Origin of the sequence: Pseudomonas sp. 13159349 (assembly GCF_013305685.1) — a bacterium.
In the GTDB taxonomy this organism is placed as follows: Bacteria; Pseudomonadota; Gammaproteobacteria; order Pseudomonadales; family Pseudomonadaceae; genus Aquipseudomonas; species Aquipseudomonas asiatica.
In genome coordinates this window covers 5636904-5662240 of the sequence record NZ_CP045553.1, presented here as the reverse complement: position 1 = coordinate 5662240, position 25337 = coordinate 5636904, and the positions used below count along the sequence as shown (strand labels likewise).

General features: G+C 64.2%; 22 protein-coding genes and 1 pseudogene. 11 read left to right on the top strand and 12 right to left on the bottom strand.

Features of this window, described 5'->3' with window-relative positions; translation table 11 throughout:
• Nucleotides 1-7 precede the first annotated feature (7 nt).
• From GEV38_RS25955 to GEV38_RS25935, 5 genes are all read left to right on the top strand, one after another.
• Nucleotides 8-877, top strand: a complete 870-nt coding sequence (locus tag GEV38_RS25955; RefSeq protein ID WP_015272181.1) for a LysR family transcriptional regulator — start codon at nt 8-10, stop codon at nt 875-877.
• 231 nt (nt 878-1108) lie between these two features.
• Nucleotides 1109-2167: a putative 2-aminoethylphosphonate ABC transporter ATP-binding protein gene (locus GEV38_RS25950; RefSeq protein ID WP_015272180.1), complete on the top strand. Its 1059-nt coding sequence runs from the start codon at nt 1109-1111 to the stop codon at nt 2165-2167.
• 1 nt (nt 2168) lies between these two features.
• Nucleotides 2169-3893 carry a putative 2-aminoethylphosphonate ABC transporter permease subunit gene (locus GEV38_RS25945; RefSeq protein WP_015272179.1) on the top strand — a complete coding sequence of 575 codons (1725 nt, stop codon included), beginning with the start codon at nt 2169-2171 and terminating at the stop codon, nt 3891-3893.
• Nucleotides 3894-3911: 18 nt separating this feature from the next.
• Nucleotides 3912-4937, top strand: coding sequence for a putative 2-aminoethylphosphonate ABC transporter substrate-binding protein (locus tag GEV38_RS25940; protein ID WP_015272178.1), 1026 nt, complete (start codon nt 3912-3914; stop codon nt 4935-4937).
• 114 nt (nt 4938-5051) lie between these two features.
• Nucleotides 5052-5600: a phosphonate degradation HD-domain oxygenase gene (locus tag GEV38_RS25935; RefSeq protein ID WP_015272177.1), complete on the top strand. Its 549-nt coding sequence runs from the start codon at nt 5052-5054 to the stop codon at nt 5598-5600.
• Between the two features lie 125 nt (nt 5601-5725).
• Here GEV38_RS25935 and GEV38_RS25930 read toward each other — a convergent pair whose 3' ends face one another.
• Nucleotides 5726-7090, bottom strand: a complete 1365-nt coding sequence (locus tag GEV38_RS25930; RefSeq protein WP_015272176.1) for a GTPase/DUF3482 domain-containing protein — start codon at nt 7088-7090, stop codon at nt 5726-5728.
• Nucleotides 7083-8474 (bottom strand): DUF2868 domain-containing protein, encoded by a 1392-nt coding sequence (locus tag GEV38_RS25925; protein WP_043935982.1) that lies wholly within the window; start codon nt 8472-8474, stop codon nt 7083-7085. Before GEV38_RS25925 ends, GEV38_RS25930 begins: the two co-directional genes overlap by 8 nt.
• A gap of 54 nt (nt 8475-8528) precedes the next feature.
• On the opposite strand from GEV38_RS25925, the gene GEV38_RS25920 reads away from it, so the two are divergent.
• Nucleotides 8529-9044, top strand: a complete 516-nt coding sequence (locus GEV38_RS25920; RefSeq protein WP_054573402.1) for a dihydrofolate reductase — start codon at nt 8529-8531, stop codon at nt 9042-9044.
• Nucleotides 9045-9171: 127 nt separating this feature from the next.
• Here GEV38_RS25920 and GEV38_RS25915 read toward each other — a convergent pair.
• Nucleotides 9172-10562: pseudogene (locus tag GEV38_RS25915) on the bottom strand (L-cystine transporter).
• Nucleotides 10563-10806: 244 nt separating this feature from the next.
• Here GEV38_RS25915 and GEV38_RS25910 point away from each other — a divergent pair.
• A complete protein-coding gene (locus GEV38_RS25910) occupies nt 10807-11862 on the top strand; it encodes a phosphorylcholine phosphatase (RefSeq protein ID WP_054573400.1) in 1056 nt (351 codons plus the stop codon).
• A 173-nt stretch (nt 11863-12035) separates the two neighbouring features.
• Here GEV38_RS25910 and ilvD read toward each other — a convergent pair whose 3' ends face one another.
• The 3 genes from ilvD to GEV38_RS25895 form a co-directional block, all read right to left on the bottom strand.
• Nucleotides 12036-13877: a dihydroxy-acid dehydratase gene (gene ilvD, locus GEV38_RS25905; RefSeq protein WP_015272169.1), complete on the bottom strand. Its 1842-nt coding sequence runs from the start codon at nt 13875-13877 to the stop codon at nt 12036-12038.
• Between the two features lie 271 nt (nt 13878-14148).
• Entirely contained in the window at nt 14149-15345 is a 1197-nt protein-coding gene (locus tag GEV38_RS25900; RefSeq protein WP_013974648.1) for a class I SAM-dependent rRNA methyltransferase, read from the bottom strand.
• Between the two features lie 92 nt (nt 15346-15437).
• Nucleotides 15438-15977: a type 1 glutamine amidotransferase domain-containing protein gene (locus GEV38_RS25895; protein WP_054573399.1), complete on the bottom strand. Its 540-nt coding sequence runs from the start codon at nt 15975-15977 to the stop codon at nt 15438-15440.
• A gap of 191 nt (nt 15978-16168) precedes the next feature.
• Between GEV38_RS25895 and GEV38_RS25890 the strand changes: the two genes are divergently transcribed.
• Entirely contained in the window at nt 16169-16987 is an 819-nt protein-coding gene (locus GEV38_RS25890; protein ID WP_170976286.1) for an HDOD domain-containing protein, read from the top strand.
• Nucleotides 16988-16990: 3 nt separating this feature from the next.
• The gene (gene mutM / locus GEV38_RS25885; protein ID WP_010955661.1) at nt 16991-17803 is read left to right on the top strand and encodes a bifunctional DNA-formamidopyrimidine glycosylase/DNA-(apurinic or apyrimidinic site) lyase; all 813 of its coding nucleotides are present in this window, start codon (nt 16991-16993) and stop codon (nt 17801-17803) included.
• Nucleotides 17804-17959: 156 nt separating this feature from the next.
• Here mutM and GEV38_RS25880 read toward each other — a convergent pair whose 3' ends face one another.
• From GEV38_RS25880 to GEV38_RS25860, 5 genes are all read right to left on the bottom strand, one after another.
• Nucleotides 17960-18211 carry a YfhL family 4Fe-4S dicluster ferredoxin gene (locus GEV38_RS25880; protein ID WP_013974644.1) on the bottom strand — a complete coding sequence of 84 codons (252 nt, stop codon included), beginning with the start codon at nt 18209-18211 and terminating at the stop codon, nt 17960-17962.
• Nucleotides 18212-18319: 108 nt separating this feature from the next.
• Nucleotides 18320-18799, bottom strand: a complete 480-nt coding sequence (coaD, locus tag GEV38_RS25875) for a pantetheine-phosphate adenylyltransferase (protein ID WP_014861498.1) — start codon at nt 18797-18799, stop codon at nt 18320-18322.
• Nucleotides 18800-18911: 112 nt separating this feature from the next.
• Nucleotides 18912-20510 (bottom strand): GMC family oxidoreductase, encoded by a 1599-nt coding sequence (locus GEV38_RS25870; RefSeq protein WP_054573398.1) that lies wholly within the window; start codon nt 20508-20510, stop codon nt 18912-18914.
• 20 nt (nt 20511-20530) lie between these two features.
• Nucleotides 20531-21016, bottom strand: coding sequence for a hypothetical protein (locus GEV38_RS25865; RefSeq protein WP_015272165.1), 486 nt, complete (start codon nt 21014-21016; stop codon nt 20531-20533).
• A 10-nt stretch (nt 21017-21026) separates the two neighbouring features.
• Nucleotides 21027-22457, bottom strand: coding sequence for a coniferyl aldehyde dehydrogenase (locus GEV38_RS25860; protein WP_054573397.1), 1431 nt, complete (start codon nt 22455-22457; stop codon nt 21027-21029).
• A gap of 151 nt (nt 22458-22608) precedes the next feature.
• Here GEV38_RS25860 and GEV38_RS25855 point away from each other — a divergent pair, with 151 nt between their 5' ends.
• On the top strand, nt 22609-23274 hold the full coding sequence (locus tag GEV38_RS25855; protein WP_015272163.1) for a TetR/AcrR family transcriptional regulator: 666 nt from the start codon (nt 22609-22611) through the stop codon (nt 23272-23274).
• A gap of 47 nt (nt 23275-23321) precedes the next feature.
• Complete coding sequence (locus GEV38_RS25850) at nt 23322-24176, top strand: sulfurtransferase (RefSeq protein ID WP_013974638.1); 855 nt, start codon at nt 23322-23324, stop codon at nt 24174-24176.
• 128 nt (nt 24177-24304) lie between these two features.
• On the opposite strand, the gene GEV38_RS25845 is transcribed toward GEV38_RS25850, so the two are convergent.
• Nucleotides 24305-25297, bottom strand: coding sequence for a hydrolase (locus tag GEV38_RS25845; protein WP_013974637.1), 993 nt, complete (start codon nt 25295-25297; stop codon nt 24305-24307).
• Nucleotides 25298-25337: the final 40 nt, after the last annotated feature.

The window sequence follows — 25337 nt, the reverse complement described above, 5'->3', positions numbered from 1 at the left end:
GACGTGCATGCTGAGTTCGGAGCTTAAAGCCTTCTACATGGTGGCCCGCCTGGGCAGCATCACCCTGGCGGCGAAGAAGCTCGGCCTCAGCCAGCCCACGGTGACCACGCAGATTCGCAACCTGGAGAGCCAGTACGCGGTGGAGCTGTTCTACCGCGGCGGGCGGCGCCTGGTGCTGAGCGAGGAGGGCGTGCGCCTGCTGCCGATGGTCAAGGCACTGCTTCAGCAGGAAGCCGACATCGAGTTCGAACTGCGCAACAGCGGCCAGGCACAGGGCAGCCTGCGCATCGCGGCCACGGCGCCTTACTACATCCTCGACCTGGTGAAGATCTACCGCGAACGCCTGCCGCAGGTGGAAGTGGCGGTGGAAATCGGCAACTCGCAGCAGGTGCTGGAGATGCTCGAGGACTACCGGGTGGATATCGCCGCTTCGTCGCAACTGCTGGAAGACGCGCGGCTGGTGCGGCGGGTGCTGGGGACTGACCCGTTGGTGGTGGCGGTGCATCGCAACCACCCGTTGGCACACCGCCAGGCGGTGTCCATTGACGTGGTGGCCGGGCATTGCCTGCTGATGCGCGAGAAGGGCTCGACCACACGCAAGCTGACCGAGCAGATGATGCAGGAGGCCGGGGTGAAAGCCGGGGCGTTGCTGGAGATTGGCAGCCGCGAATCGATCCGTGAGGCGGTACTGCGCAATATCGGCATCAGCGTGATTGCCCGGCACGAGGTGCCGCACAACCCTGAGTTGCGAGTGCTGGCGCTGGAGAACGCGCCGGTGATGCATGAGTACCTGTATTGCCTTAAGGAGCGGCGCCAGGCCCGGTTGCCGGCGGCCTTCCTTGGGGTGGCGCAGGAAGTGGCCGGTTCGCACTTCTGATAGCCATGTAGTGGCTGTACCGGCCCTATCGCCGGCAAGCCAGCTCCCACAGGTACCCCACAGTCCTTGAAACCTGTGCAGTACCTGTGGGAGCTGGCTTGCCGGCAATAGGGTCCTTGAAGGCCACTACAAAATCTGCCTATACCACTATCACCCGCTTTTGCCCTAAAGCCACAGAACCTTCGCACAGCCTTCCTAGCATGGCCTCCATCTCTTCGATGAGGCCCTGCCATGAACCACACCACCCCCGGCGCACAGATGAAAGTGCGCAACATCCACAAGCGCTTCGGCGCCTTCACGGCGCTGAATGATGTCTCGCTGGACATCGCCGCCGGCGAACTGGTGTGCCTGCTCGGCCCGTCCGGCTGCGGCAAGACCACGTTGCTGCGCTGCATCGCCGGCCTGGAGCGCCAGGACCGCGGTACGTTGTACATCGGCGAGCGCGATATCTCCGAGCTGCCACCCCAGGCCCGTGACTACGGCATCCTGTTCCAGTCCTACGCGCTGTTCCCCAACCTCACCGTCGAAGCCAATATCGCCTATGGCCTGACTGGCAGCGGCCGTGAACAGGCCCGCCAGCGAGTGACCGAAATGCTCGAACTGGTGGGCCTGGCCGGCAGCGAGAAGAAATACCCCGGCCAGCTTTCCGGTGGCCAGCAGCAGCGTGTGGCCCTGGCCCGCGCGCTGGCACCGTCGCCGTCGTTGCTGCTGCTGGACGAGCCGATGTCGGCGCTGGATGCCCGGGTGCGCGAGCACCTGTGCACCGAACTGCGCCAGCTGCAGCGCCAGCTGGGTATCACCACGCTGATGGTCACCCACAACCAGGACGAGGCCATGTTGATGGCCGACCGCATTGCGGTGATGAACAACGGCCAGGTCGAGCAGTACGCCACCCCGCAGGAAATCTACGACCAGCCGGCCACGCCGTTCGTTGCCGAGTTCGTCGGCCAGGGCAACTGGTTGCCGTTCCAGCGCAGCAGTGACAGCCATGCCCAGGTCGGTGGCATGAACATGCGTCTGGCACCAGGTTCGGCCCGACCCAGCAGCGGCCGGCTGTTCTGCCGCCCGGAGGCGATCACGGTCAACCCGGCGGTGCACGAAGAAAACCTGTTCCCGGCCATGGTCCGTGAAATCACCTTCCTTGGTAACCGCTGCCGCATGAGCTTCGAGCTCAAGGCGCTGCCTGGCCATGCACTGCTGGCGGAGCTTGCCCCCGAGGCCATGCCGCGGCTGGGCTCGCAGGACATCTGGGTGGCGCTGCCACCGCAGAGCCTGCAGGTGTTTGCCTGAGATGGCCGCGCCAATGTCCCTGCCGCTGAGCCAGGCCAAAGCCACGCCGCGTGCTGGTGTCGCCTTGGGCGACCGGTTGTTCGTCGTCGGCGGCAAGAGCCTGCTGCTGATCCTTCTGGTGCTGGCGGTGCTGATGCCGCTGCTGGCGATCTTCTGGCGCGGCTTCAGCGCAGAAGCGGGCCAGGGTGGTGGCCTGCTGGCGGCCCGCGAACTGTTGGCCAGTGAAAACTTCCACTGGCTGCTGGGCAACAGCCTGTCGGTGGCCTTCACGGTGGCAGCCATCGTGGTGCCGCTGGCCTACCTGTTCGCCTATGCCCTGCAACGCACGCTGATTCCGGGCAAAGGCCTGTGGCGGGGGATTTCGTTGCTGCCGCTGCTGGCGCCGTCAATGCTGCCGGCCATCGCCCTGGTCTACCTGTTCGGTAACCAGGGGCTGCTGCGCGGGTTGCTCAGCGACAACATCTATGGCTTCTGGGGGATTGTGCTGGGCGAGGCCATCTACACCTTCCCGCATGCCCTGATGATCCTGCTGTCGGCGCTATCGCTGGCCGATGCACGCCTGTTCGACGCAGCGTCCAGCATGGGTGCCGGCCCTTGGCGAGCGTTCACCAGCATCACCTGGCCGGCCACGCGCCAGGCAGTATTCGCAGCGTTCTGCCTGGTGTTCACCCTGACCATCACCGACTTCGGTGTACCGGTCGTGGTCGGCGGCGACTATCAGGTGCTGGCGCTGGAAGCCTACAAGGCGGTGGTCGGCCAGCAGCAGTTCGGCCGCGGCGCGTTGATCGGCATGGTGCTGCTGTTGCCGGCGCTGTTCAGCTTTACCGTCGATGCCTGGCTGCGCCGGCGCCAGGGCGAAGCCATGAGCGGCCGTGCCCAGGTGTTCGAGCCCAAGCCGTCGCGCGGCCGTGATGCCTGCTTCCTGGCGATCGTGCTGCTGGTGTGCGCGGCATTGCTGCTGGTGATCGGCATGGCGGTGTATTCGTCGCTGGTCACGTTCTGGCCCTACAACCTGTCGTTGTCGCTGCGTCACTACATGTTCGAGGACACCGCCGGTGGTGGCTGGCTGGCCTACCGCAACAGCGTGACCATGGCCATCGGCACCGCGCTGATCGGCAGCATCGTGATCTTCACCGGCGCCTACCTGATGGAGAAGACCCAGGGCCAACGCCTGCTCAACCAGGCGCTGCGCCTGCTCAGCTTCATCCCCATGGCCGTGCCGGGCCTGGTGCTGGGCCTGGGCTACGTATTCTTCTTCAACCTGAACGGCAACCCGCTGCATGTGTTCTACGGCGGCATGGGGCTGCTGGTGGTGTGCACCATCGCCCACTACCTGACCACCGCGCAGATGACCGCGACCACCGCCCTGCGCCAGCTCGACGGCGAGTTCGAGGCCGCCGCGCTGTCGCTGAAGGCGCCGCTTTACAGGCACTTCCTGCGGGTGACCGTGCCGATCTGCCTGCCGGCGCTGCTGGACATCATTCGCTACCTGTTCGTATCGGCGATGACCACCGTGTCGGCGGCGATCTTTCTGTACAGCCCCGACACCATCCTGGCTGCCGTCGCCGTGCTGAACATGGATGACGCCGGCAATGTCGGTGGTGCCGCCGCCATGTCGACTTTGATCCTGCTGACCAGTGCCGGCGCTTCACTGCTGCTGGCCGCAGCCTCACGCGGCCTGCTGCGCCGCTCCCAAGCCTGGCGCCAACGCGCCGCGACCGTCTGACCTGTAAGGAACCTACCCATGTACAAGCACCTTGCACTTGCTGCTGCCGTTTCCGCCGTGTTCAGCCTGCAGGCTTCGGCCGCTGGTACCCAGCTGACGGTCTACACCGCCCTGGAAGCCGAACAGCTGAAGAGCTACAAGCAGGCCTTCGAGAAGGCCAACCCGGACATCGAGATCAAGTGGGTTCGCGACTCTACCGGCATCATCACCGCCAAGCTGCTGGCCGAGAAAGACCGCCCGCAAGCCGACGCAGTGTGGGGCCTGGCTGCTTCCAGCCTGGCTATCCTCGACCAGAACGGCATGCTCGAAGCCTACGCACCGAAGGACCTGGGCAAGATTGCCGCCAACTACCGCGATGCTGCCAACCCGCCAGCCTGGGTCGGTATGGACGTGTGGGCCGCGACCATCTGCTTCAATACCATCGAGGCCGAGAAGCAGGGCCTGAGCAAGCCGGTAAGCTGGCAGGACCTGACCAAGCCCGAGTACAAGGGCAAGATCGTCATGCCGAACCCGGCTTCGTCCGGCACCGGCTTCCTGGATGTCAGTGCCTGGCTGCAGACCTTCGGCGAGCCACAGGGTTGGGCGTACATGGATGCACTGCACCAGAACATCGGCCAGTATGTTCATTCCGGTTCCAAGCCGTGCAAGCTTGCCGCAGCGGGTGAATTCCCGATCGGTATCTCGTTCGAGTACCCGGCCGTGCAGCTCAAGCGCCAGGGCGCGCCGCTGGACATCGTGCTGCCGAAGGAAGGCCTGGGTTGGGAGATCGAGGCGACTGCGGTGATCAAAGGTTCGCCAAAAGCGGATGCGGCCAGGCGCCTGGCTGATTTCTCGGCAAGCCCGGCGGCCATGGAGCTGTACAAGGAGAACTTCGCCGTGCTGGCTGCCCCGGGTATTGCCAAGCCGCAGACCGAACTGCCGGCTGACTATGAACAGCGCCTGATCAAGAACGACTTTGCCTGGGCCTCGAAGAACCGTGACCAGATCCTGGCCGAGTGGCGCAAGCGCTATGACGGCAAGTCGGAGAAGGTGGCTCAGCAGTAACCTGCACCGGCCTCTTCGCAGCACAAGGCTGCTCCTACGGGGCGGCGACAACCTGTAGGAGCAGCCTTGTGCTGCGAAGAAGCCACCACCCAATCAAGCCAGGAGAAGACGGTGATGCCAACCCCAGCCCAGATCATCGACAGCACCTTCGCGCTGTACGAACGCCACGGCAGTGACGACTACATCGGCGAAGCGATCACCCAGCTCGAACACATGTCCCAGGCCGCGCAACTGGCCATCGCCGAAGGCTTCGACGACGAAGTGGTGCTGGCGGCGTTCTTCCACGACATTGGCCACCTGTGCGGCGGTGACGCGAGCATGGGCGGCTATGGCGTGGTCAGCCATGAGCGCATCGGCGCTGAGTATTTACGCCGCTGTGGCTTCGGCGAACGCATGGCGCGGCTGGTGCAGTATCACGTGGAGGCCAAGCGCTACCTGACTTTGCGCCAGCCTGGGTATTACCAGCGGTTGAGTGAGGCGAGCCGGCGGACTTTGGAGTATCAGGGGGGCGTGATGAGCGAGGACGAGGCGGATGTGTTCGAGCGGGATCCGCTGTTCGAGGTGAGCTTGCGGATGAGGGAGTGGGATGAGCGGGCCAAGGTGGTCGGGGTGACGGTGATTGACCTGGATGGGTTGAAGCGGAAGGCTTTGGCATTACTTTGAGATGTGGGCTGCCTGTGCGGGCCTCTTCGCGGGTGAACCCGCTCCCACAGGAATAGTGCACATCTCAAGGAATGTGAGATACCTGTGGGAGCGGGTTTACCCGCGAAGAGGCCAGACCCGCTTGATCAAAACTGTGAAACCAGCGCCTCCAGCTGTTCCTGCCGCTCAGCCTGGTTCAGCTTCGCCCCAGGGTTCAGGGTGGACCACTGCGGATGCGCCCGCGCCTTGCTCAGCGCCTCCGGCAACTTGCCCTCCCGCCAGGCCTTCTCATCCAGTTCCCCCAGCCGAATGCTGTCCTGCGCCGCATGCCCGCGGTTTTCCAGCGCCACCATCAACTGCTGCTGACGCAAGGCCAGCAGGCGCAACACCGTGTCGTCCACCGTCAGCTCGCGCTTGCCCTTGAGCTTGCCCATCAACCGCGACCCATAGTTGCGCGCCGTCTGCAGCGCGCCGCCGGCAATTGCCCCGGCCAGGGCGGCAGCCCCCAGTGTCAGGCCGCCGACCAGCAGGTCCACCCCGGCACCCGCCGCAGCACCGGCGGCCACACCGCTGCCCAAACGCACGCCCAGCAGCTTCAAGGTTTCGGGATTGAACAGGTCATCGCCCCAACGGCCATCCAGCAACGGCAGGTCGCTGGCATGGGCGTCCTCGCGGCGGAAGGCATATAGCTTGAGCAGTGCCTCGACACAGCGCTGTTCGCGCTGGCGCACCTCTTGCCGCAATGCCTCGATGGCCCGGGCTTCGGCAGCCGGCTCGGCCTCGACGCTGCGCCGGCAGGCGGCGCAGTCCAGCAGCAGCTCGGCAATCAGGCGCTTGCCGCTGTGGCGGCGTGCCAGGCGCTGTGCCTGCTGGTCGTCGATCAGCCGCTGCAGGGCCGGGCGGGCGTCTTCCAGCAGCAGGGCCAGGCTTTCGTACAACCGGCGCTCGCCATCCTCTGGCGGGGCCACGCTGTCGAACCGCACCAACGCGTGAAGCCCAAGCCTGGCAAGGGCTTCACGCCATTGCGGCTCGCGGTGCTGATGGCTGGCGACGAAATTGAGCACCGGTAGCAGCGGTTTGCCGCAGCTGGCCAGCACTTCCAGTTCGTCGCGGTATTTGGCCAGCACTGGTTCGCGGGCGTCGATCACATACAAGCCGGCATTGCTGGCCAGCAGCTGGCGTAGCACCTTGGCCTCCTGCTCGAAACGCTGGCGTGCCTCGCTGCCTTGCAGAAAGCGCTCGAGGCGGGCCGGGCCGTCCAGCCGCTCGCCCGGGCGCTCCAGGCGTTCGAGATAGTCGAGCAGGGCAATGGCGTCTTCCAGGCCCGGGGTGTCATACAACTCGAGCAAAGGTTCGCCGTCCACCGACAGCCGCGCACCTTCCACATGGCGGGTGGTGCTGGGGCGGTGGGAAACTTCGCCAAAGCCGACGTCACGGGTCAGGGTGCGCAGCAGCGAGGTCTTGCCGACGTTGGTGTGGCCGACCACGGCCAGTTTCAGCGGCTCAATCATGGCCATGCTCCAGCCAGGTCAGCGGCGAGGTATCGGCATGCGCCAGACCAAGGTGGTCGAGGGCTTCGTGCCAGTCGCCCAGGCGCTGGGCGTCCAGGGCCTCGCCCGGTGCGGCCTGCAGTAGCCATATACGGGTGGCGCCGGCGTTGCGTGCCAGTTCGGCGAGCAACGCCAGGCTGCCACGATCGGGAGAGCGGCGCGGGTCGCAAGCGATGGCCAGGCGTGCTGGCGGGAAACGGCTGAGCTGTTCGAGCAGGCGGTTACGCGATTCTCGGCTGTCGAGCACGCCGGCACTGGTTACGCTTTTTGGCAGCGCGGGCGGCCAGGGGTGCTGGTCGTCCAGCTCCAGGCCGACCAGCAGGGCGCCGCTGCTGCCACTTTCCAGCTGGCCAGCGGCAAACTGCGGCAAGGCCTCGGGCGCGGCATCCTGGACGCCGATGCGTTCGCTGCGCGGCATCAGCGCTTCACGCAGCTGCGCGTAGCCGGGCAGGCTGAGGTCCAGCGCCAGGCGTTGGCGGCCTTGACGCCAGCGCCACAGGCACAGCCCGGCCAACAGCAGGCGCGGAAGCAGGCCGTACACCAGCACCACGCCAAGCAGCCAGCTGGCCCAGGCCTGGCGCGCCAGGTCCAGGGCCGGCTGGCTGTCGCCGCTGGCGCGGATCATGGCCTCGTCGGGTACCGTGAAGCCCAGCAACGAGGGCAGCGCGCCCAAGGCCTGGGTCAGGTGGATGAACGGGTCGGCGGCGAGCAGGGTTGTCTCCCAGACAAAGCCATAGCGCCGGGTCGCCAGTAAGGCCAGCAGCATGCCCAGCGCGGTGATCATCGCCAGCAGCCACAGGCCATGCACCAGCAGGCCGAGCAGCCAGCGGTTAAGGCGCTGGCGTTGCAGCAGCACCAGCAGCGCCGGTGCCAGGTGCGCGGCCTTGGCGTCACGGGCAAAGCGTTCGCTCAGCCACAGCCACAAACGGCCCAGCCCCGCGCCATGCTCGCCGCTCAGGGCAAAGCCGATGGCCCAGCCCAGCAGCATCAGCAGGTTCAGCCCGAGCAGGCTGCCGAGGGCCCAGAACACATTCACCGGGCGCTGCCCGTCGCTCAAGGCGGCCAGGGCCAACCCTGCGCCGCTGAGCACGGCCAGTACCAGCAAGGCCAGCAGCGCCAGGCGTGCGCCCTGTTTCCAGTGGCGCAGGGCGGTGGTGATGCCGTCGCGTTCGGCCAGGAACAGGGCACGGGTTTCGATGCGGGCCGCCAGGTCACCGCCTGCCTGGCGGGCGCAGCGGTTGGCTTCCTGGTCCTCCAGCGGGCCGGCATGTTCCTCGCGCAGGCGTACCGCTTCGGTGAGCCAGCGCTTGTCCAGTGAAGTGGGTGCAGTCACAAGGTCTTCCATTGCACAGGTCAGGGCAGAAGCATAACCCACACGCCCGGTGCTATCCTCGCTGGCATGAATACATCACTCCCCCTCAGCCTGATCGCGGCTCACGCCGAGAACCGCGTGATCGGCGTCGACAACTCCATGCCCTGGCATCTGCCGGGGGACTTCAAGTACTTCAAGGCCACTACCCTGGGCAAGCCGATCATCATGGGGCGCAAGACCTGGGACTCGCTGGGCAGGCCATTGCCCGGGCGGTTGAATATCGTCGTCAGCCGGCAGGCAGGGCTGGAACTGGCGGGGGCCGAGGTGTTTGGCTCGCTGGAAGAGGCGCTGGTGCGGGCCGAGCAGTGGGCGCGTGAGCAGGGCGTTGATGAGCTTATGCTGATTGGCGGGGCGCAGCTGTATGGGCAGGCGCTGGAGAAAGGGCTGGTCAGCCGCATGTACCTGACGCGGGTCGAGTTGTCGCCGGAAGGGGATGCGTGGTTCCCTGAGTTCGATCGGGGGCAGTGGAAGCGGGTATCGAGCGAGGCGCAGGCTGAGGAAGGCAAGCCTGGGTATCATTTCGAGGTCTGGGACAAGGTTTGAGATTGCCGGGGCTGCCTTGCAGCCCTATCGCGACACAAGGCCGCTCCTACATTGATCGGCGTACGCTGGGCGATTGTAGGAGCGGCCTTGTGTCGCGACAGGGGCGCAACGCGCCCCCGGCAATCTGTCAGGAATGACTCAGCTCGGCATGTTCATCGCCAGCCAGCACATCCTTGTCGGTCTCTTTCAGCAGTTGGCTGGTCACCACCCTGCGGTCATCGAACCGTTCACGTTCAACGCCGTGCGGCCCATGTCGATCAGCGGCTCCACCGAAATCAGCAACGCCACCAGCTCCACCGGCAAGCCCATGGCCGGCAGCACGATCAGTGCGGCGAAAGTCGCACCGCCACCTACGCCGGCAACACCTGCCGAACTCAGGGTGACGATGGCCACCAGGGTGGCGATCCACAGCGGGTCGAAGGTATCGATGCCCACCGCCGGCGCCACCATCACCGCCAACATGGCGGGATAGAGGCCGGCGCAGCCGTTCTGGCCAATGGTGGTACCGAACGATGCGCTGAAGCTGGCAATCGACTGCGGTACGCCCAGGCGGCGGGTTTGCGCTTCGATGTTCAGCGGAATGCTGGCGGCGCTGGAGCGGCTGGTGAAGGCGAAGGTCATTACCGGCCACACCTTGCGGAAGAAGCGCAGCGGGCTCACGCCGGTGGCGGCGAGGATAATGCCGTGCACCACGAACATCAGCGCCAGGCCCAGGTACGACACCACCACGAAGCTGCCCAGCTTGAGGATGTCTTCCATGTTCGAGCTGGCCACCACCTTGGTCATCAGCGCCAGTACGCCATACGGGGTCAGCTTCATCACCACCCGCACCAGGCGCATCACCCAGGCCTGCAGGGTGTCGATGGCCGACAGTGCGCGCTCGCCTTTCTCGGCATCGTCCTTGATCAGCTGCAGCGCGGCCAGGCCCAGGAACACGGCAAAGATCACCACGCTGATGATCGAGGTCGGCTTGGCCCGTGCCAGGTCACCTACCGGGTTGCTGGGGATGAACGACAGCAGCAGTTGCGGGATGTTGAGGTCGGCGACCTTGCCGGCGTAGTCGCTGTGGATAACCTGCATGCGCGCGCTTTCCTGGGCGCCGGCCACCAGGCCTTCGGCGCTGAGGCCGAACAGGTTGGTCAGGACGATGCCGATCAACGCAGCGATGGCGGTGGTCAGCAGCAGGGTGCCGATGCTCAGCACACTGATGCGGCCCAACGACGAGGCATTGTGCAGGCGCGCCACGGCACTGAGGATCGAGGCGAAGATCAGCGGCATGACGATCATCTGCAGCAAGCCGACGTAGCCGTTGCCGACCAGATCGAGCCAGGCGATGGTGGCCTTGAGCACAGGGTGACCAGCGCCATAGACGGTATGCAGGATCAGGCCGAACACCACGCCCAGCACCAGGCCCAGCAATACCTTCTTGGCCAGGCTCCAGTCGGTGCGGCGGGTTTGTGCCAGGCCCAGCAACAGGGCCAGGAACGCCAGCAGGTTAAGGGACAGCGGCAGGTTCATTGAAGCTCCAGCAGAAAAAAGCAGAAGAGGCATCGCCCCTGTGAGCGATTGCGAACGGAAATGCTAACAGCCTGAAAACAAACGAATTTATACCCAAATAGAATTTGTATAGTCGTTTATGGAATAACGATGTGTCGCGGATTGCAATGAACGCGGCGTTTGCAGCTGCATGGAGGTCGTTATCGAGGGCTGCCAGCGCAGGTTGTTGCACTAGCGTTTCTGAGTCATTTCAGGAGATTCGTACATGAAGTTTGCTCCGAAAGCCGTCGCCATCGGCCTGTCCCTGCTGTTCAGTATCGAAACCTTCGCCACCGAGCTCAAGCACTGGCCCGCCGAGGCAGCCAGGCAGCTCGACGGCATGATTGCCGCCAATGCCAACAAGGGTAACTACGCTGTCTTCGACATGGACAACACCAGCTACCGCTACGACCTTGAAGAGGCCTTGCTGCCGTTCATGGAAAACAAGGGCCTGCTGAGCCGCGACAAGCTCGACCCCTCGTTGAAGCTGATGCCGTTCAAGGACACCGCCGAGCATAAGGAAAGCCTGTTCAGCTACTACTACCGGCTGTGCGAAGTGGACGACATGGTCTGCTACCCGTGGGTGGCCCAGGTGTTCTCCGGCTTTACCCTGCAGGAGCTGAAGGTGCAGGTGGATGAGCTGATGGCCTCCGGCAAACCGATCCCGGCCACCTATTACGAAGGGGACCAGGTCAAGGCCATCGAGGTACAACCACCCAAGGTCTTCAAGGGCCAGGCCGAGCTGTACAACAAGCTGATGGAGAACGGTATCGAGGTCTATGTGGTTTCCGCTGCTTCCGAGGAGCTGGTGCGCATGGTCGCGTCGGACCCCAAGTACGGCTACAACGTGAAGCCGCAGAACGTGATTGGCGTGAGCCTGTTGCTGAAGGACCGTGCCAGCGGTCAGTTGACCACCGCACGCAAGCAGATCAGCGTCGGGCACTATGATGCCAAGGCCAACCTGGGGCTGGAGCTGACCCCATACCTGTGGACCCCGGCCACCTGGATGGCAGGCAAGCAGGCGGCGATCCTGACCTATATCGATGAGTGGAAGAAACCGGTGCTGGTGGGGGGCGATACGCCGACCAGTGATGGCTACATGCAGTTTCATGGTGTGGATGTGGGCAAAGGTGGCATCCACTTGTGGATAAACCGCAAGGCCAAGTACATGGACCAGTTGAACGGGATGATTGCCAGGAATGCAGCGGCGCAGGCCAAGGAAGGGCTGCCGGTGACGGCGGACAAGAACTGGGTGATCGTGACGCCGGAGCAGATTCAGTAAGCCATGTGGTGCCTGTGCTGGCCTCCTCGCGGGTAAACCCGCTCCCACCAGGACTCCGCAGCCTTTGAGCCAGGCGCTGTACCTGTGGGAGCGGGTTTACCCGCGAAAGGGCCCTTACAGGCATAAAAAACCGGCGCCCAGGGCGCCGGTTCTTCATTCACACCGTCAGAGCCTCACAGCCCTTCCAGCATCGCCTTGTTACGCACAGCGCCCTTGTCGGCACTGGTCGCCAGCAGGGCGTAGGCCTTCAGCGCGGTGGTCACCTTGCGTGGGCGTACTTCAGCCGGTTTCCAGCCTTTCTTGTCCTGTTCGACACGGCGCTCAGCCAGCTCTTCATCGCTGACCTGCAGGTTGATCGAACGATTCGGGATGTCGATCAGCACCTTGTCGCCGTCGCGCACCAGGCCGATAGCACCGCCAGCGGCAGCTTCCGGCGAGGCGTGGCCGATCGACAGGCCCGAGGTGCCGCCCGAGAAGCGGCCGTCGGTGAGCAGGGCGCAAGCCTTGCCCAGGCCCTTGGACTTCAGGTACGAGGTCGGGTACAGCATTTCCTGCATGCCCGGGCCACCTTTCGGGCCTTCGTAGCGGATGATCACGATGTCGCCGGCCTTCACTTCGTCGGCGAGGATGCCGCGTACGGCGCTGTCCTGGCTCTCGAAGATCTTCGCGGTGCCTTCGAACACCAGGATCGACTCGTCGACACCGGCGGTTTTCACCACGCAGCCATCCAGCGCGATGTTGCCGTACAGCACGGCCAGGCCGCCTTCCTGCGAATAGGCGTGCTCGACACTGCGAATGCAGCCTTCGGCACGATCCAGGTCCAGGCTCGGCCAGCGGGTCGACTGGCTGAATGCCGTCTGGGTCGGAATGCCAGCAGGGCCAGCCTTGAAGAAGGTGTGCACGGCTTCGTCATCGGTCTGGGTGATGTCCCACTTGGCGATGGCTTCTTCCATGCTGCGGCTGTGCACGGTCGGCAGGTCGGTGTGCAGCAGGCCGCCACGGGCCAGCGAGCCGAGGATGCTGAAGATGCCGCCGGCACGGTGCACGTCTTCCATGTGATATTTCTGAATGTTCGGCGCAACCTTGCACAGCTGCGGCACCTTGCGCGACAGGCGGTCGATGTCGCGCAGGTCGAACGCCACCTCGGCTTCCTGGGCGGCAGCCAGCAGGTGCAGGATGGTGTTGGTCGAACCGCCCATGGCGATGTCGAGCATCATGGCGTTCTCGAACGCCTTGAAATTGGCGATGTTGCGCGGCAGTACCGACTCATCGTTTTCGCCGTAGTAGCGCTTGCACAGCTCGACGATGGTGCGGCCGGCAGTGAGGAACAACTGCTCGCGGTCGGCGTGGGTGGCCAGGGTCGAACCGTTGCCCGGCAGGGCCAGGCCCAGGGCTTCGGTCAGGCAGTTCATCGAGTTGGCGGTGAACATGCCGGAGCACGAACCGCAGGTAGGGCAGGCGCTGCGCTCGTATTCGGCGACTTTTTCGTCGGAAGCCGAGGAGTCGGCGGCAATGACCATGGCGTCGACCAGGTCCAGGCCGTGGCTGGCCAGCTTGGTCTTGCCAGCTTCCATCGGGCCGCCGGAGACGAAGATTACCGGGATGTTCAGGCGCAGGGCGGCCATCAGCATGCCGGGGGTGATCTTGTCGCAGTTGGAGATGCACACGATGGCGTCGGCGCAATGGGCGTTGACCATGTACTCCACGGCGTCGGCGATGATCTCGCGGCTTGGCAGCGAGTAGAGCATGCCGTCGTGGCCCATGGCGATGCCGTCATCGACCGCGATGGTGTTGAATTCCTTGGCCACGCCACCGGCGCGTTCGATTTCGCGGGCGACCAGCTGGCCCAGGTCCTTCAGGTGCACGTGGCCCGGGACGAACTGGGTGAACGAGTTGGCGATGGCGATGATCGGTTTCTTGAAATCTTCGTCCTTCATCCCGGTGGCGCGCCACAGGGCACGGGCGCCGGCCATGTTGCGGCCTTGGGTGGAAGTCTTGGAACGATAATCAGGCATGAAACACTCCTGGCGGCTTAATCAGGTCACAAAAAGGGGAGTGAGCTTCTCTTGTCCTTTGTACCGCAGGCCGGTTGCCACTGGCACGGATGGGGCCGAAGACCGCGCGGGATCGCCGCGTGCTTGGGCAGAGCTCATAAACCCGCCGGGGATGACTGGCGATGAATAGGCCGATTCTACACCGCTGGCGCGGCGAGGGAATGCAGATGTGGATAGCTGGCGGGGAGATTGCAGCAGGAAAGGGCCGCTAGGCGGCCCTTTTTAGCGGATATCAGCTGTTTGGCAGCAACCGGCAGGTGATGCTCTTGATGTAGCGGGTTTCGGCAATGGCCGGGTGCACCGGGTGGTCCGGGCCTTGGCCGCCGCGTTCGAGCAACTGCAGGTTGCGGTCCAGGTGACGGGCGCTGGTCAGCAGGATGTTGTGCAGGTCGTCCTCGGGCAGGTGCATCGAGCACGAGGCACTGACCAGGATGCCGTCCTTGGTCAGCATGCGCATGGCCTGTTCGTTCAGGCGGCGGTAGGCCGCTTCGCCGTTCTTCAGGTCTTTCTTGCGCTTGATGAAGGCGGGTGGGTCGGCAATGATCACGTCGAAGCGCTCTTCGGCGGCCTTCAGTTCGCGCAGGGCCTCGAACACATCGCCTTCGATGCAGGTCAGTTTCTCGCTGATGCCGTTCAGCGCGGCGTTACGCTCCACGCCGTCCAGGGCGAAGCCCGAGGCGTCGACGCAGAACACTTCGCTGGCGCCGAAGGCACCGGCTTGCACGCCCCAGCCACCGATGTAGCTGAACAGGTCGAGCACGCGCTTGCCTTTCACGTACGGCGCCAGGCGTGCACGGTTCATGCGGTGGTCGTAGAACCAGCCGGTCTTCTGGCCTTCGCGTACCGGGGCTTCGAATTTGACGCCGTTTTCTTCCAGCGGCACCCAGTCCGGCACCTCGCCATAGACGGTTTCGACATAGCGCTGCAGGCCTTCGGCATCCCGTGCGGAGGAGTCGTTCTTGAACAGGATGCCGCTTGGCTTGAGCACCTGTACCAGGGCTGCAATCACGTCGTCCTTGTGCGCTTCCATGGTGGCGGAGGCCAATTGCACCACGAGGATGTCGAAGAAGCGGTCGACCACCAGGCCTGGCAACAGGTCGGAATCGCCATAGACCAGGCGGTAGCACGGTTGGTCGAACAGGCGCTGGCGCAGCGACAGGGCGACGTTCAGGCGGTGCACCAGCAGCGACTTGTCCAGCGGCAGCTTGGCGTCGCGCGACAGCAGGCGGGCGCAGATCAGGTTGTTCGGGCTCAGTGCGACGATACCCAGCGGCTTGCCGTTGGCCGCCTCGAGAACAGCCTGCTGGCCGGCCTGGAAGCCTTGCAGCGGGGTCGCGCTGACGTCGACTTCGTTGCTGTAGACCCACAGGTGGCCGGCGCGCAGGCGGCGGTCGGCATTGGCTTTGAGGCGTAGGCTGGGCAGGGACATGACGTCGCTCCGGGAAAAAGAGCGGGATTATAGCCTGTTGCCTGGGCACTCGTCCCTTGCAGGAGCAGCCTCGCGTCGGCCATGAGATGACGTCAGGCTGCCAATGCCTTGATCAGCTGCCGGTTGAACGCCGGAATGTCATCGGGCTGGCGGCTGGTGATCAGGTTGCCATCGACCACCACTTCTTCATCCACCCAGTCTCCGCCGGCATTGCGGATGTCGTCCTGCAGGGTCTTGTAGCTGGTCAGCCGCCTGCCCTTGGCCAACCCGCAGGACACCAGCAACCAGCCACCATGACAAATCACCGCCAGCAGCTTGCCAGCCGAATCGTGGCTTTTCACCAGTTTCTGCGCAGCGGGAATCAACCGAATCGTGTCAGAGTTTTGCACGCCACCGGGCAGCACCAGGGCATCGTAGAGGTCCAGGTGGGCGCTTTCGAAGGTTGCGTCCACGGCGAATGCGTCAGCCGGCTGGTCGTGGTTCCAGCCGCGTACCGTTCCCTCTTTGTCGCTGAGGATGTCCACCACCGCGCCGCTCTGTTCCAGGGCCTCGCGAGGGCCTGTCAGTTCCACTTGCTCGAAGCCGTTGGTGACCAGGAAAGCCACTCGCTTGCCGTTCAGTTCTGCACTCATGGGCCTTGCTCCTTTCCTTGATGAATATGAGAAAGAGGCCCGCATGGATAGAGTAAAGTTCCGGCGCAACGATTCAGTGGTTGGTCCCTTTCCGGTCTGGAGGGTTAGAATCGCCGGTCCCAAACGAGTGTGCACGTATGTCCCAAGAACTCAGCGCCGAACAGATCCAGCAAGCCTTGCAAGGCATCACCATCCCGCCGCAACCGCAGATAATGGTCGACCTGCAGTTCGAGCAGTACATGCCTGACCCGGACCTGGAAACCATCGCCAAGCTGATTTCCCAGGACCCGGGCCTCTCGGGCGCCTTGCTCAAGCTGGTCAATTCCCCGCATTTCGGTCTTTCCAACAAGATCGGTTCGATCCAGCGCGCGGTGAACCTGCTGGGCAGCCGTTCGATCATCAACCTGATCAACGCCCAGTCGATCAAGGGTGAGATGACCGACGAGACCATCGTTACCCTCAACCGCTTCTGGGACACTGCCCAGGACGTGGCGATGACCTGTCTGACCCTGGCCAAGCGCACCGGCATCCAGGCGGCGGACGAGGCCTACACCCTGGGCCTGTTCCATGACTGTGGCGTGCCGCTGATGCTCAAGCGCTTCCCCGACTATATGGATGTGCTGGAGGACGCCTATGCCAAGTCCGACGAGGAAACCCGCGTGGTCGACACCGAAAACCGCGTGTTCAACACCAATCATTCTGTGGTCGGCTATTTCACTGCCAAATCCTGGCGCCTGCCCGAGCACCTCAGCGCGGCCATTGCCAACCACCACAACGCTCTGGCGGTGTTCCGCGACGAGAGCTCGCGCAATACCCAGAGCCAGCTTAAAAACCTGCTGGCGGTGCTGAAGATGGCCGAGCACATCTGCGCATCGTACCGGGTGCTGGGCAACCAGGCCGTGGACCACGAATGGAATGTGGTCGGCCCGCTGGTGCTCGATTACATCGGCTTGTCGGAATACGATTTCGAGAACCTCAAGCAGAATATTCGCGAGATGGGCGGGCACTGACACATGCCGGAATTGCCAGAAGTAGAAACCACCCGACGCGGTATTGCGCCCCATCTGGAAGGCCAGCGTGTCAGCCGGGTAGTGGTGCGCGACCGGCGCCTGCGCTGGCCGATTCCGGAAGACCTGGATGTGCGACTGTCGGGGCAGCGCATCGTCAGTGTCGAGCGGCGCGCCAAGTATCTGTTGATCAATGCAGAGGTCGGCACCCTGATCAGTCACCTGGGCATGTCGGGCAACCTGCGCCTGGTCGAACTGGGCTTGCCGGCGGCCAAGCATGAGCATGTGGATATCGAGCTGGAGTCGGGGTTGATGCTGCGCTACACCGACCCGCGCCGCTTTGGCGCGATGCTGTGGAGCCTGGACCCGCTCAATCACGAACTGCTGCTGCGCCTGGGGCCTGAACCGCTGACCGACCTGTTCGACGGCGAGCGACTGTTCCAGCTGTCCCGTGGGCGGTCGATGGCGGTCAAGCCGTTCATCATGGACAACGCGGTTGTGGTGGGAGTGGGCAACATCTACGCCACCGAGGCGCTGTTTGCCGCTGGCATCGACCCCCGTCGGGAAGCGGGCGGGATTTCCCGGGCGCGCTACTTGAAGCTGGCGATCGAGATCAAGCGTGTGCTGGCGGCGGCGATCGAACAGGGCGGCACCACGCTACGCGACTTCATCGGTGGCGACGGGCAGCCGGGGTACTTCCAGCAGGAATTGTTCGTGTACGGGCGGGGCGGGCAGCCGTGCAAGGTGTGTGGCACGGAGTTGCGCGAGGTGAAGCTGGGGCAGAGGGCGAGTGTGTATTGCCCGCGTTGCCAGCGCTGAGGCAAGTTACGCAAAAACTTGTAGGAGCGGCCTTGTGTCGCGATGGGCCGCAAAGCGGCCCCGGCAATTTCTGCTGCGGAGCTGAAATTTGGGGGCGCTTCGCACCCCATCGCGACACAAGGCCGCTCCTACAGGTACAGCGTAGGGCTGAGGGGATCAGGCCTTGCCAGTAATCCGGCGGTACTTGGCCATCAGCTCTTCTTCGGTTTCCGGGTGCGCTTCATCCAGCGGGATGCAATCGACCGGGCAGACCTGCTGGCATTGTGGCTCGTCGTAATGGCCCACGCACTGGGTGCACAGGTTAGGGTCGATCACGTAGATCTCTTCGCCTTGGGAGATGGCCTCGTTCGGGCACTCGGGTTCGCAGACGTCGCAGTTGATGCAGTCGTCGGTGATGATCAGGGACATGGGGACTCCGGCCGGGGCTCCGCGCCCGGGCATGTTCAACGCAGTGGGCACAATTGTGCCGCATTCGCGCCCGCAGTGCACGCGGGCGCGATAATCAGCCGCTAAAGGTCATTTCTTGAAGCGTTCGGTCAGCGCCTCGGCCACCACTGGGTGGACGAATTTGCTGATATCACCGCCCAGGGCGGCAATTTCCCTGACCAGGGTCGAGGAAATGAACGAATAACGCTCCGAAGGCGTGAGGAACAGGCTCTCGACGTCGGGGGCCAGTTGCCGGTTCATGTTCGCCAGCTGAAACTCGTACTCGAAGTCGGACACCGCACGCAGGCCACGCAGGAAGACGTTGGCGCCCTGTTCCTTGGCGAAATGCGCCAGCAGGGAGGAGAAGCCGATGACTTCGACATTGGGCAGGTGCTTGGTGACCTCACGGGCGAGCTCCACCCGTTGTTCCAGCGGGAACAGCGGGTTTTTCTTCGGGCTGGCCGCCACCGCGATGATCACGTGGTCGAACAGCCGCGAGGCACGCTCGACCAGGTCGCCATGGCCTTTGGTAATGGGGTCGAAAGTACCCGGGTACAACACTCGGTTCATCGCGTCATCCTGGCTGGAGTGCGTTGGGGAGTCGGATGGTAGCGCAGCGACGGCGCCCCGGCCAAGTCATGCGGCCGGCTGACGGCACTATAGACAGGGGGCCTGTTCCTTGTCATGCACTGTGTGCCAGGCGGGCGACCAGTGCTTCGGTGAGCCTGGCACTGATGGCATACACCGACAGTTGCGGGTTGGCGCCGATGCTGGTGGGGAACAGTGAGCCATCGTGAACCGACAGGTTTTCCAGCTGGTGATGGCGGCCCAGGCTGTCGCATACTGCCTGGCGCGGGTCGTCGCCAAGGGCGCAGCCACCCATCACGTGAGCGCTGCCCAGGCGCGTGCGGAACGGCTCCAGGCGCAACTTGTCGATCATGGCCAAGGCGTGTTCCAGGCGGGACGCGGCGTTGGCGTCGCTGTGCACGGGGGTGACCTGGGTGGCACCAGCGGCGAACTGGATCTGCGCCATGCTGCGATAGGCGCGGCGCAGGCCGTCGCGCAGGTAATCGGTGACCGGGTAATCGAGCACCGGTGAGCCATCGCCGCGCAGCTCCACGGTCCCGCCCTGGCTTTGCGGGTGGAAGCCGTCACGCAGCAGCGCCAGCATCACGTGGGTATGTGGCAGCTCGGCCATGCGCTGGGCATTCTCGTGGCCATGCCCGCCCAGCAGCGTGCTGGCCAGGGCCGGGTGCAGCGGTGGCACCTCCAGCTTGTAGCCAATCGGGCCATCGTTGCCGCCTTGCCATTGGAAGTGGTCGCTGTAGATGGACTGTGGGGCGCCGTAGTAGGGGTCGATACGGTCGTTGAAGCGTGCTGCGCTGAAGTTGACCAGGTGCAGGAAGGTGCGTTTGCCCAGGCGTCCATGCGGGTCGGGCGCGTCGGAACGCAGCAGCAAGGCCGGGCTGTTGATGCCGCCACCGGCAAGGATGTAGTGACGCGCGCGAACGCGGACCTGCCGGCCTGTGGCATGTATGCCGTGGCTATCCAGGGCCTGGCATGACAGGCCCTGGATGCGCTCGCCGTTGTGTTCGAAGCGCTCGGCCCGCGCCAGGTACAGCAGCTCGCCGCCCTGTTCGAGGGTGGCGGGAATACGCGTTACCAGCATCGACTGCTTGGCATTCACCGGGCAACCCATGCCGCAGTAGCCCAGGTTCCAGCAGCCGCGCACGTTGCGCGGGATCACCGCCCAGCGGTAGCCCAGCTGTTCGCAGCCACGGCGCAGCACATCGTTGTTGGCGTTCGGTGGCAGGGCCCAGGGGGTGATGCCCAGTTCCTGCTCGATGCGCTCGAACCAGGGGCGCATTTGCTCCTCGCCCATGCCGGTCACGTTGTGGGCTGCGGCCCAGTGCGCCAGGGTCTGTGGCGGCGTGCGAAAGCTGGAGGTCCAGTTGACCAGCGTGGTGCCGCCCACGGCGCGGCCCTGGAGGATGGTGATGGCGCCGTCCTTGCTCATGCGGCCCAGGCCTTCCTGGTACAGGCTGGCATAGGCTTCGTTTTCCAGCAGGTGGAAATCGCTGCTGGTCTTCAGCGGGCCTTCTTCGATCAGCAGCACCTTGAAGCCGGCAGTGCTGAGCATTTGCGCGCTGGTAGCGCCGCCGGCCCCGCTGCCGATCACGGCAACGTCGGCTTCCAGCGTGAGGTCGTGCTCCAGGCGCGACGCGTCGTGGGTGATCCAGCCGCTTTCCAGGCCTTGGCGAAACGGGTCGGGTACAGGCATTGGTGCTGCTCTTGTTGTTTTCAGATTTTCGGTGGCCCGGGGTAGCCGCAGGCGGCCCAGGATTCGGGGCGTTCGTACCAGGCCATCTGCAGCAACTGCAACAGCGAGGCGTGGCCCATGCGCAGCAGGTTCAGCGAGCTGTCCTGCCAACGTTGCAGGAAGGCGGTGACCTGTGCCGCGCTGGCTTGTTCCCAGGCGCCCCAGACGCCGGTCAGGGGGCCGCGGGTGAGCGACAGGTTTAGCACGTCGAACAACTGCCGGGTGAGCTTGAGCATTTCCGGCGACAGCGCCGCCAGCTTGTGGTCGAGACTGTGCAGCACCAGAGTATCGGCAGCCTGCGTGCCGGCCAGTACTACCGGGATCAGCGCGCGCAACATCGGCAGATCGTCGTCCCGCAGTACCCGGTAACCCGTTGCGGCTGTCTGTGCGCTGCAGCCGACCAGGCTGGTACCGGCCAGAAAGACGCTGGCGCCAAGGCTGAAGCGCAACAGTTCGCGGCGGTGCATCTGCCGGCCCTCAGCGGATAAAAAGCTTGAAGACCAGGCGCTGCAAGGCTTTGCCATAAGGCGGGTAGACCAGCCGGGCAGCGTTGAAGCGTTGCTTGGTCAGCACCGCCTTGGCCTTGCTGAAGGTCAGGAAGCCGTCATGGCCATGGTAATGGCCCATGCCTGAAGGCCCGATGCCGCCGAACGGCAAGTCGTCCTGAGCCACGTGCAGCAGGGTGTCGTTCAGGCACACTCCGCCGGAGTGGGTGTGGCGCAGCACCTGCTCCTGTGTGGCGCGGTCATAGCCGAAGTAGTACAGCGCCAGCGGGCGCGGGCGCTGGTTGATGTAGGCCAGTGCCTGCTCGAGGTTGTCGTAGGGAACCAGCGGTAGCAGCGGGCCGAAGATTTCGTCCTGCATCACCTGCATGTCATCGTTCACGCCCAGTAGCAGGTGTGGTGGCAGGCGCCGGCCCTGGCGGGTTTCACCCGGGTACAGGTCAAGTACCTGCGCTCCTTTGGCGTGAGCATCGTCCAGTAAATGCTGCAAGCGCTGCAGTTGGCGCGAGTTGATGATTGCGGTGTAGTCAGGGTTGTCGGCGATGCGCGGGTATAGCCGGCGTACTGCACGCTGGTAGGCGTCGCTGAAGGCCTCCAGGCGCTCGCGTGGCACCAGCACGTAGTCGGGGGCGACGCAGGTCTGGCCGGCGTTTAGGGTCTTGCCGAAGGCAATGCGTTCGGCGGCGCTGTCCAGCGGTACGTCTGCCGAGACTATGGCTGGCGACTTGCCACCCAGCTCCAGGGTGACGGGGGTCAGGTTGTGCGCCGCAGCCAGCATTACCTTGCGCCCCACGCTGGTGGCGCCGGTGAACAACAGGTGATCGAACGGCAGGCGGGCAAAGGCCTGGCCTATCTCGATCTCGCCGAGCACCACGCTGACCAGATCGGTGGGGAACACTTGCTCAAGTAGTTGTTTCAGCGCCAGGCCAGTGGCAGGCGTGGCCTCGCTGAGCTTGAGCATGACCCGATTACCGGCAGCCAGAGCGCAGGTCAGGGGGCCGATGGCAAGGAGCAGCGGGTAATTCCACGGCACGATGATGCCGACCACGCCCAGGGGTTGGTACCGCACATGCGCGCTGGCCGGCTGGAAGGCCAGGCCGACCCTGCGCCGGCTGGCGCGCATCCAGCGCCGCAGGTGTTTTTCGGCGTGGCGCAGGCCTTGCACCGAGGGCAGCAGCTCGGCCAGCAGGGTTTCGTCGGCGCTGCGCCCTTCAAAGTCCTGGCCGATTGCCTCGATCAGTTCGGCCTGGCTGGCCAGCAGGGCTTCCCGCAGGCTTTTCAGCCATTGACGCCGCTGCGCAGCTGGTGGCAGTGGGTTGCCGGCAAAGGCCTGGCGTTGGGTGGCGAACGTCGCTGCAAGGTCGAGGTCGAATTGCACAGGGGGCAAGGCACTGGGCGAGGTCATGGCGGCTCCGAGTCCGAGCAGGAAATCACTAGAGCCTATACTCTAATTTGTACCATGGTGCGAATTTTTCCGCTTTATCGAGCGGTGCACTCCACCGCCAATACGCCGTAAGATGCCCCTTTGTTGAAGGCCCGCAGACTGGGAGCTGAGCATGGCCCCGCGCATGAAGACCCGAGAGCGCATCGTGCAGAACAGCCTGGAGCTGTTCAACCAGCAGGGCGAACGCAGCGTCAGTACCAACCACATTGCCGCGCACATGGAAATTTCGCCCGGCAACCTGTATTACCACTTCCCCAACAAGCAGGCGATCATCGCTTTGCTGTTCAGTCAGTACGAAGAACTGGTGGACAGCTTCCTGCGCCCGCCGCAAGGCCGTTCGGCGACCGTGGAGGACAAGCGCTTCTACCTGAAGGCGCTGTTGGCGGCGATGTGGAACTACCGTTTTCTGCATCGTGATCTGGAGCATCTGCTGGACAGCGACCCGGAGCTGGCCGCACGTTATCGGCGCTTTTCCGAACGCTGCCTGCGTCAGGGCCAGGCGATCTACCGCGGTTTCGTCGAGGCGGGCATCCTGGCCATGACACCAGCCCAGATCGAATCGCTGACCATCAATGCCTGGATCGTATTGACGTCCTGGGTACGTTTTCTCAGCACCACGCGGGAACATTCCGCGCACCTGGGTGAAGAAGCCTTCAAGCGCGGCGTCTACCAGGTACTGGTGTTGGAGCTCGGCTTCGTCACCGACAACGCCCGCAATGCGGTGGACGCCCTTTGCCAGGAATTCCATGTACCGTTCAACCAGGCCCTGGAGCACTAACCCAGGGCCAAAGTGTTATCGATAGTGCCATCGATCAGGAGATTGTCATGCCCCTTGCGCAATTGATCACCCCGCAGCAGTTGGCCGAGCGTCTGGGCTCGCCCAAGTTGGTGATCCTCGACTGCCGCTTTGCCCTCGAGGATGTGGACTATGGCCAACGCAGCTATGCCCAAGGGCATATTGCCGGAGCGCATTTTGCCGACCTGGAGCGTGACCTCAGCGGGCCTGTGAGCAAGGGACGCACCGGGCGCCACCCATTGCCGGATGCGCGCCGGTTGGTCGAGCGCTTGCGTGAGTGGGGGCTGGACGATGACAGCGAGGTGGTGTTGTACGACGACGGCCCAGGCGCTTTTGCCGCCCGTGCCTGGTGGCTGCTGGCCTGGCTGGGCAAGCGCAGCGGTGTAGCGATCCTCGACGGTGGCCTGAAGGCCTGGCATGCGGCGCACCTGCCGCTCAGCCTGGACCCGCCGCTCAAGCGGGAAGGCACCTTCAACGGTGAGCCGGACGGCAAGCTGCTGATCGATGCCGAGCACCTGGCCAAGCGTCTGGGTAACCCAGACCTGACCTTGATCGATGCGCGTGCCTTGCCGCGCTTCCGTGGCGAAGTGGAACCGATCGACCCGGTTGCGGGGCATATTCCGGGGGCGCAGTGCGCGGCGTTTACCGACAACCTTGGGGCTGATGGGCGTTTTCTGCCTTCGGACCAGCTAAAACAGCGCTTTGCTGAAAAGCTCGCCGGGCGTGCACCGGAGCAGTTGGTGGCGTATTGCGGGTCGGGGGTGACGGCGTGTCATAACCTTTTCGCCTTGGCGTTGGCGGGATATCCACTGGGCAAGCTGTATGCCGGGTCGTGGAGCGAGTGGATCAACGATCCGCAGCATGGCGTAGCCACTGGCGAGTAAGCAGGCCCGGCCTCATCGCCGGCAAGCCAGCTCCCACAGGTACATCACTACCCATCGGGCCTGTGGCACACCTGTGGGAGCAGGCTTGCCGGCGATTAGGTCGGTACTGCCAATGAAGTCTGCAGCTCCTATTGGCCTTCCACCAACCACTGTGGAATCCGCCGCTCCAGGTAATACCCCGGGTTACGCAGGCTGCCATCGACAAAGCCCACATGGCCGCCGCGGCTGTGCAGTTCGAAGCGGGTCTGCGGCGCCAGTTCGCGGGCTGTTGGCAGGCTGTGGCCGGAGACGAAAGGGTCATCGCTGGAATGGATGATCAGCGTCGGTGTGCGGTTCTGGCCGAGGAAGAAATGGCTCGATGAGCGGCGGTAGTAGTCGTGCGCATCGCGAAAACCGTTCAGCGGTGCGGTGACCTTGCCGTCGAATTCCCAGAACGTGCGCAGGTTGACCAGCGGCCCCAGCCGTTGCAGCGTCGCCAGCCGTTCATGCTGGCCCTTGTCGTGGAAGTGCCGCTGCTTGAGCTGAACATAAGCCAGCATCTCGCGCATGAAATGCGCCTGGTACACCTTTGAAAAGCCCTGGCCGATGCGGTCGGCGCAGTGGTCCAGGCGAAACGGCACCGACACTGCCACCGCAGCCTGCAGCTGGCTGGCGACACCGCTTTCGCCAAGGTATTTCAGCAGCACATTGCCCCCCAGCGAATAACCCACCGCATACAACGGCGCCAACGGGCGCTGGGCGCGCAGGTGGCTGACGATTTCGGCCAGGTCTTCGCTGGCACCGGAATGGTAGCTGCGTGGCAGCAGGTTGGGCTCGCCCGAGCAACCGCGCCAGTTCACCGCCACGCTGGCCCAGCCGCGGCCGTGCAGCGCTTGCTGCAAACCTTTGACGTAGGGCGAGTGGGAGGAGCCGGTCAAGCCGTGCAGCACCAGCACCAACGGCGCATGGGGCTGGTGCGGGCCGTGCCAGTCCAGGTCGATGAAGTCGCCATCGGCCAGCCATAGCCGCTCGCGGTTGCGCTGCAGCTCTGGCAGTTTTCGCCACAATGGCCCCCACAGAGTTTGCAGGTGGGGGTTGGACAGGCCGATGGCCGGGCGGAATGTGGCGCTGGGGCTGGGCATGCTGGACGACTCGTGATGTGCCTGCCTAGAGTGCCATGAA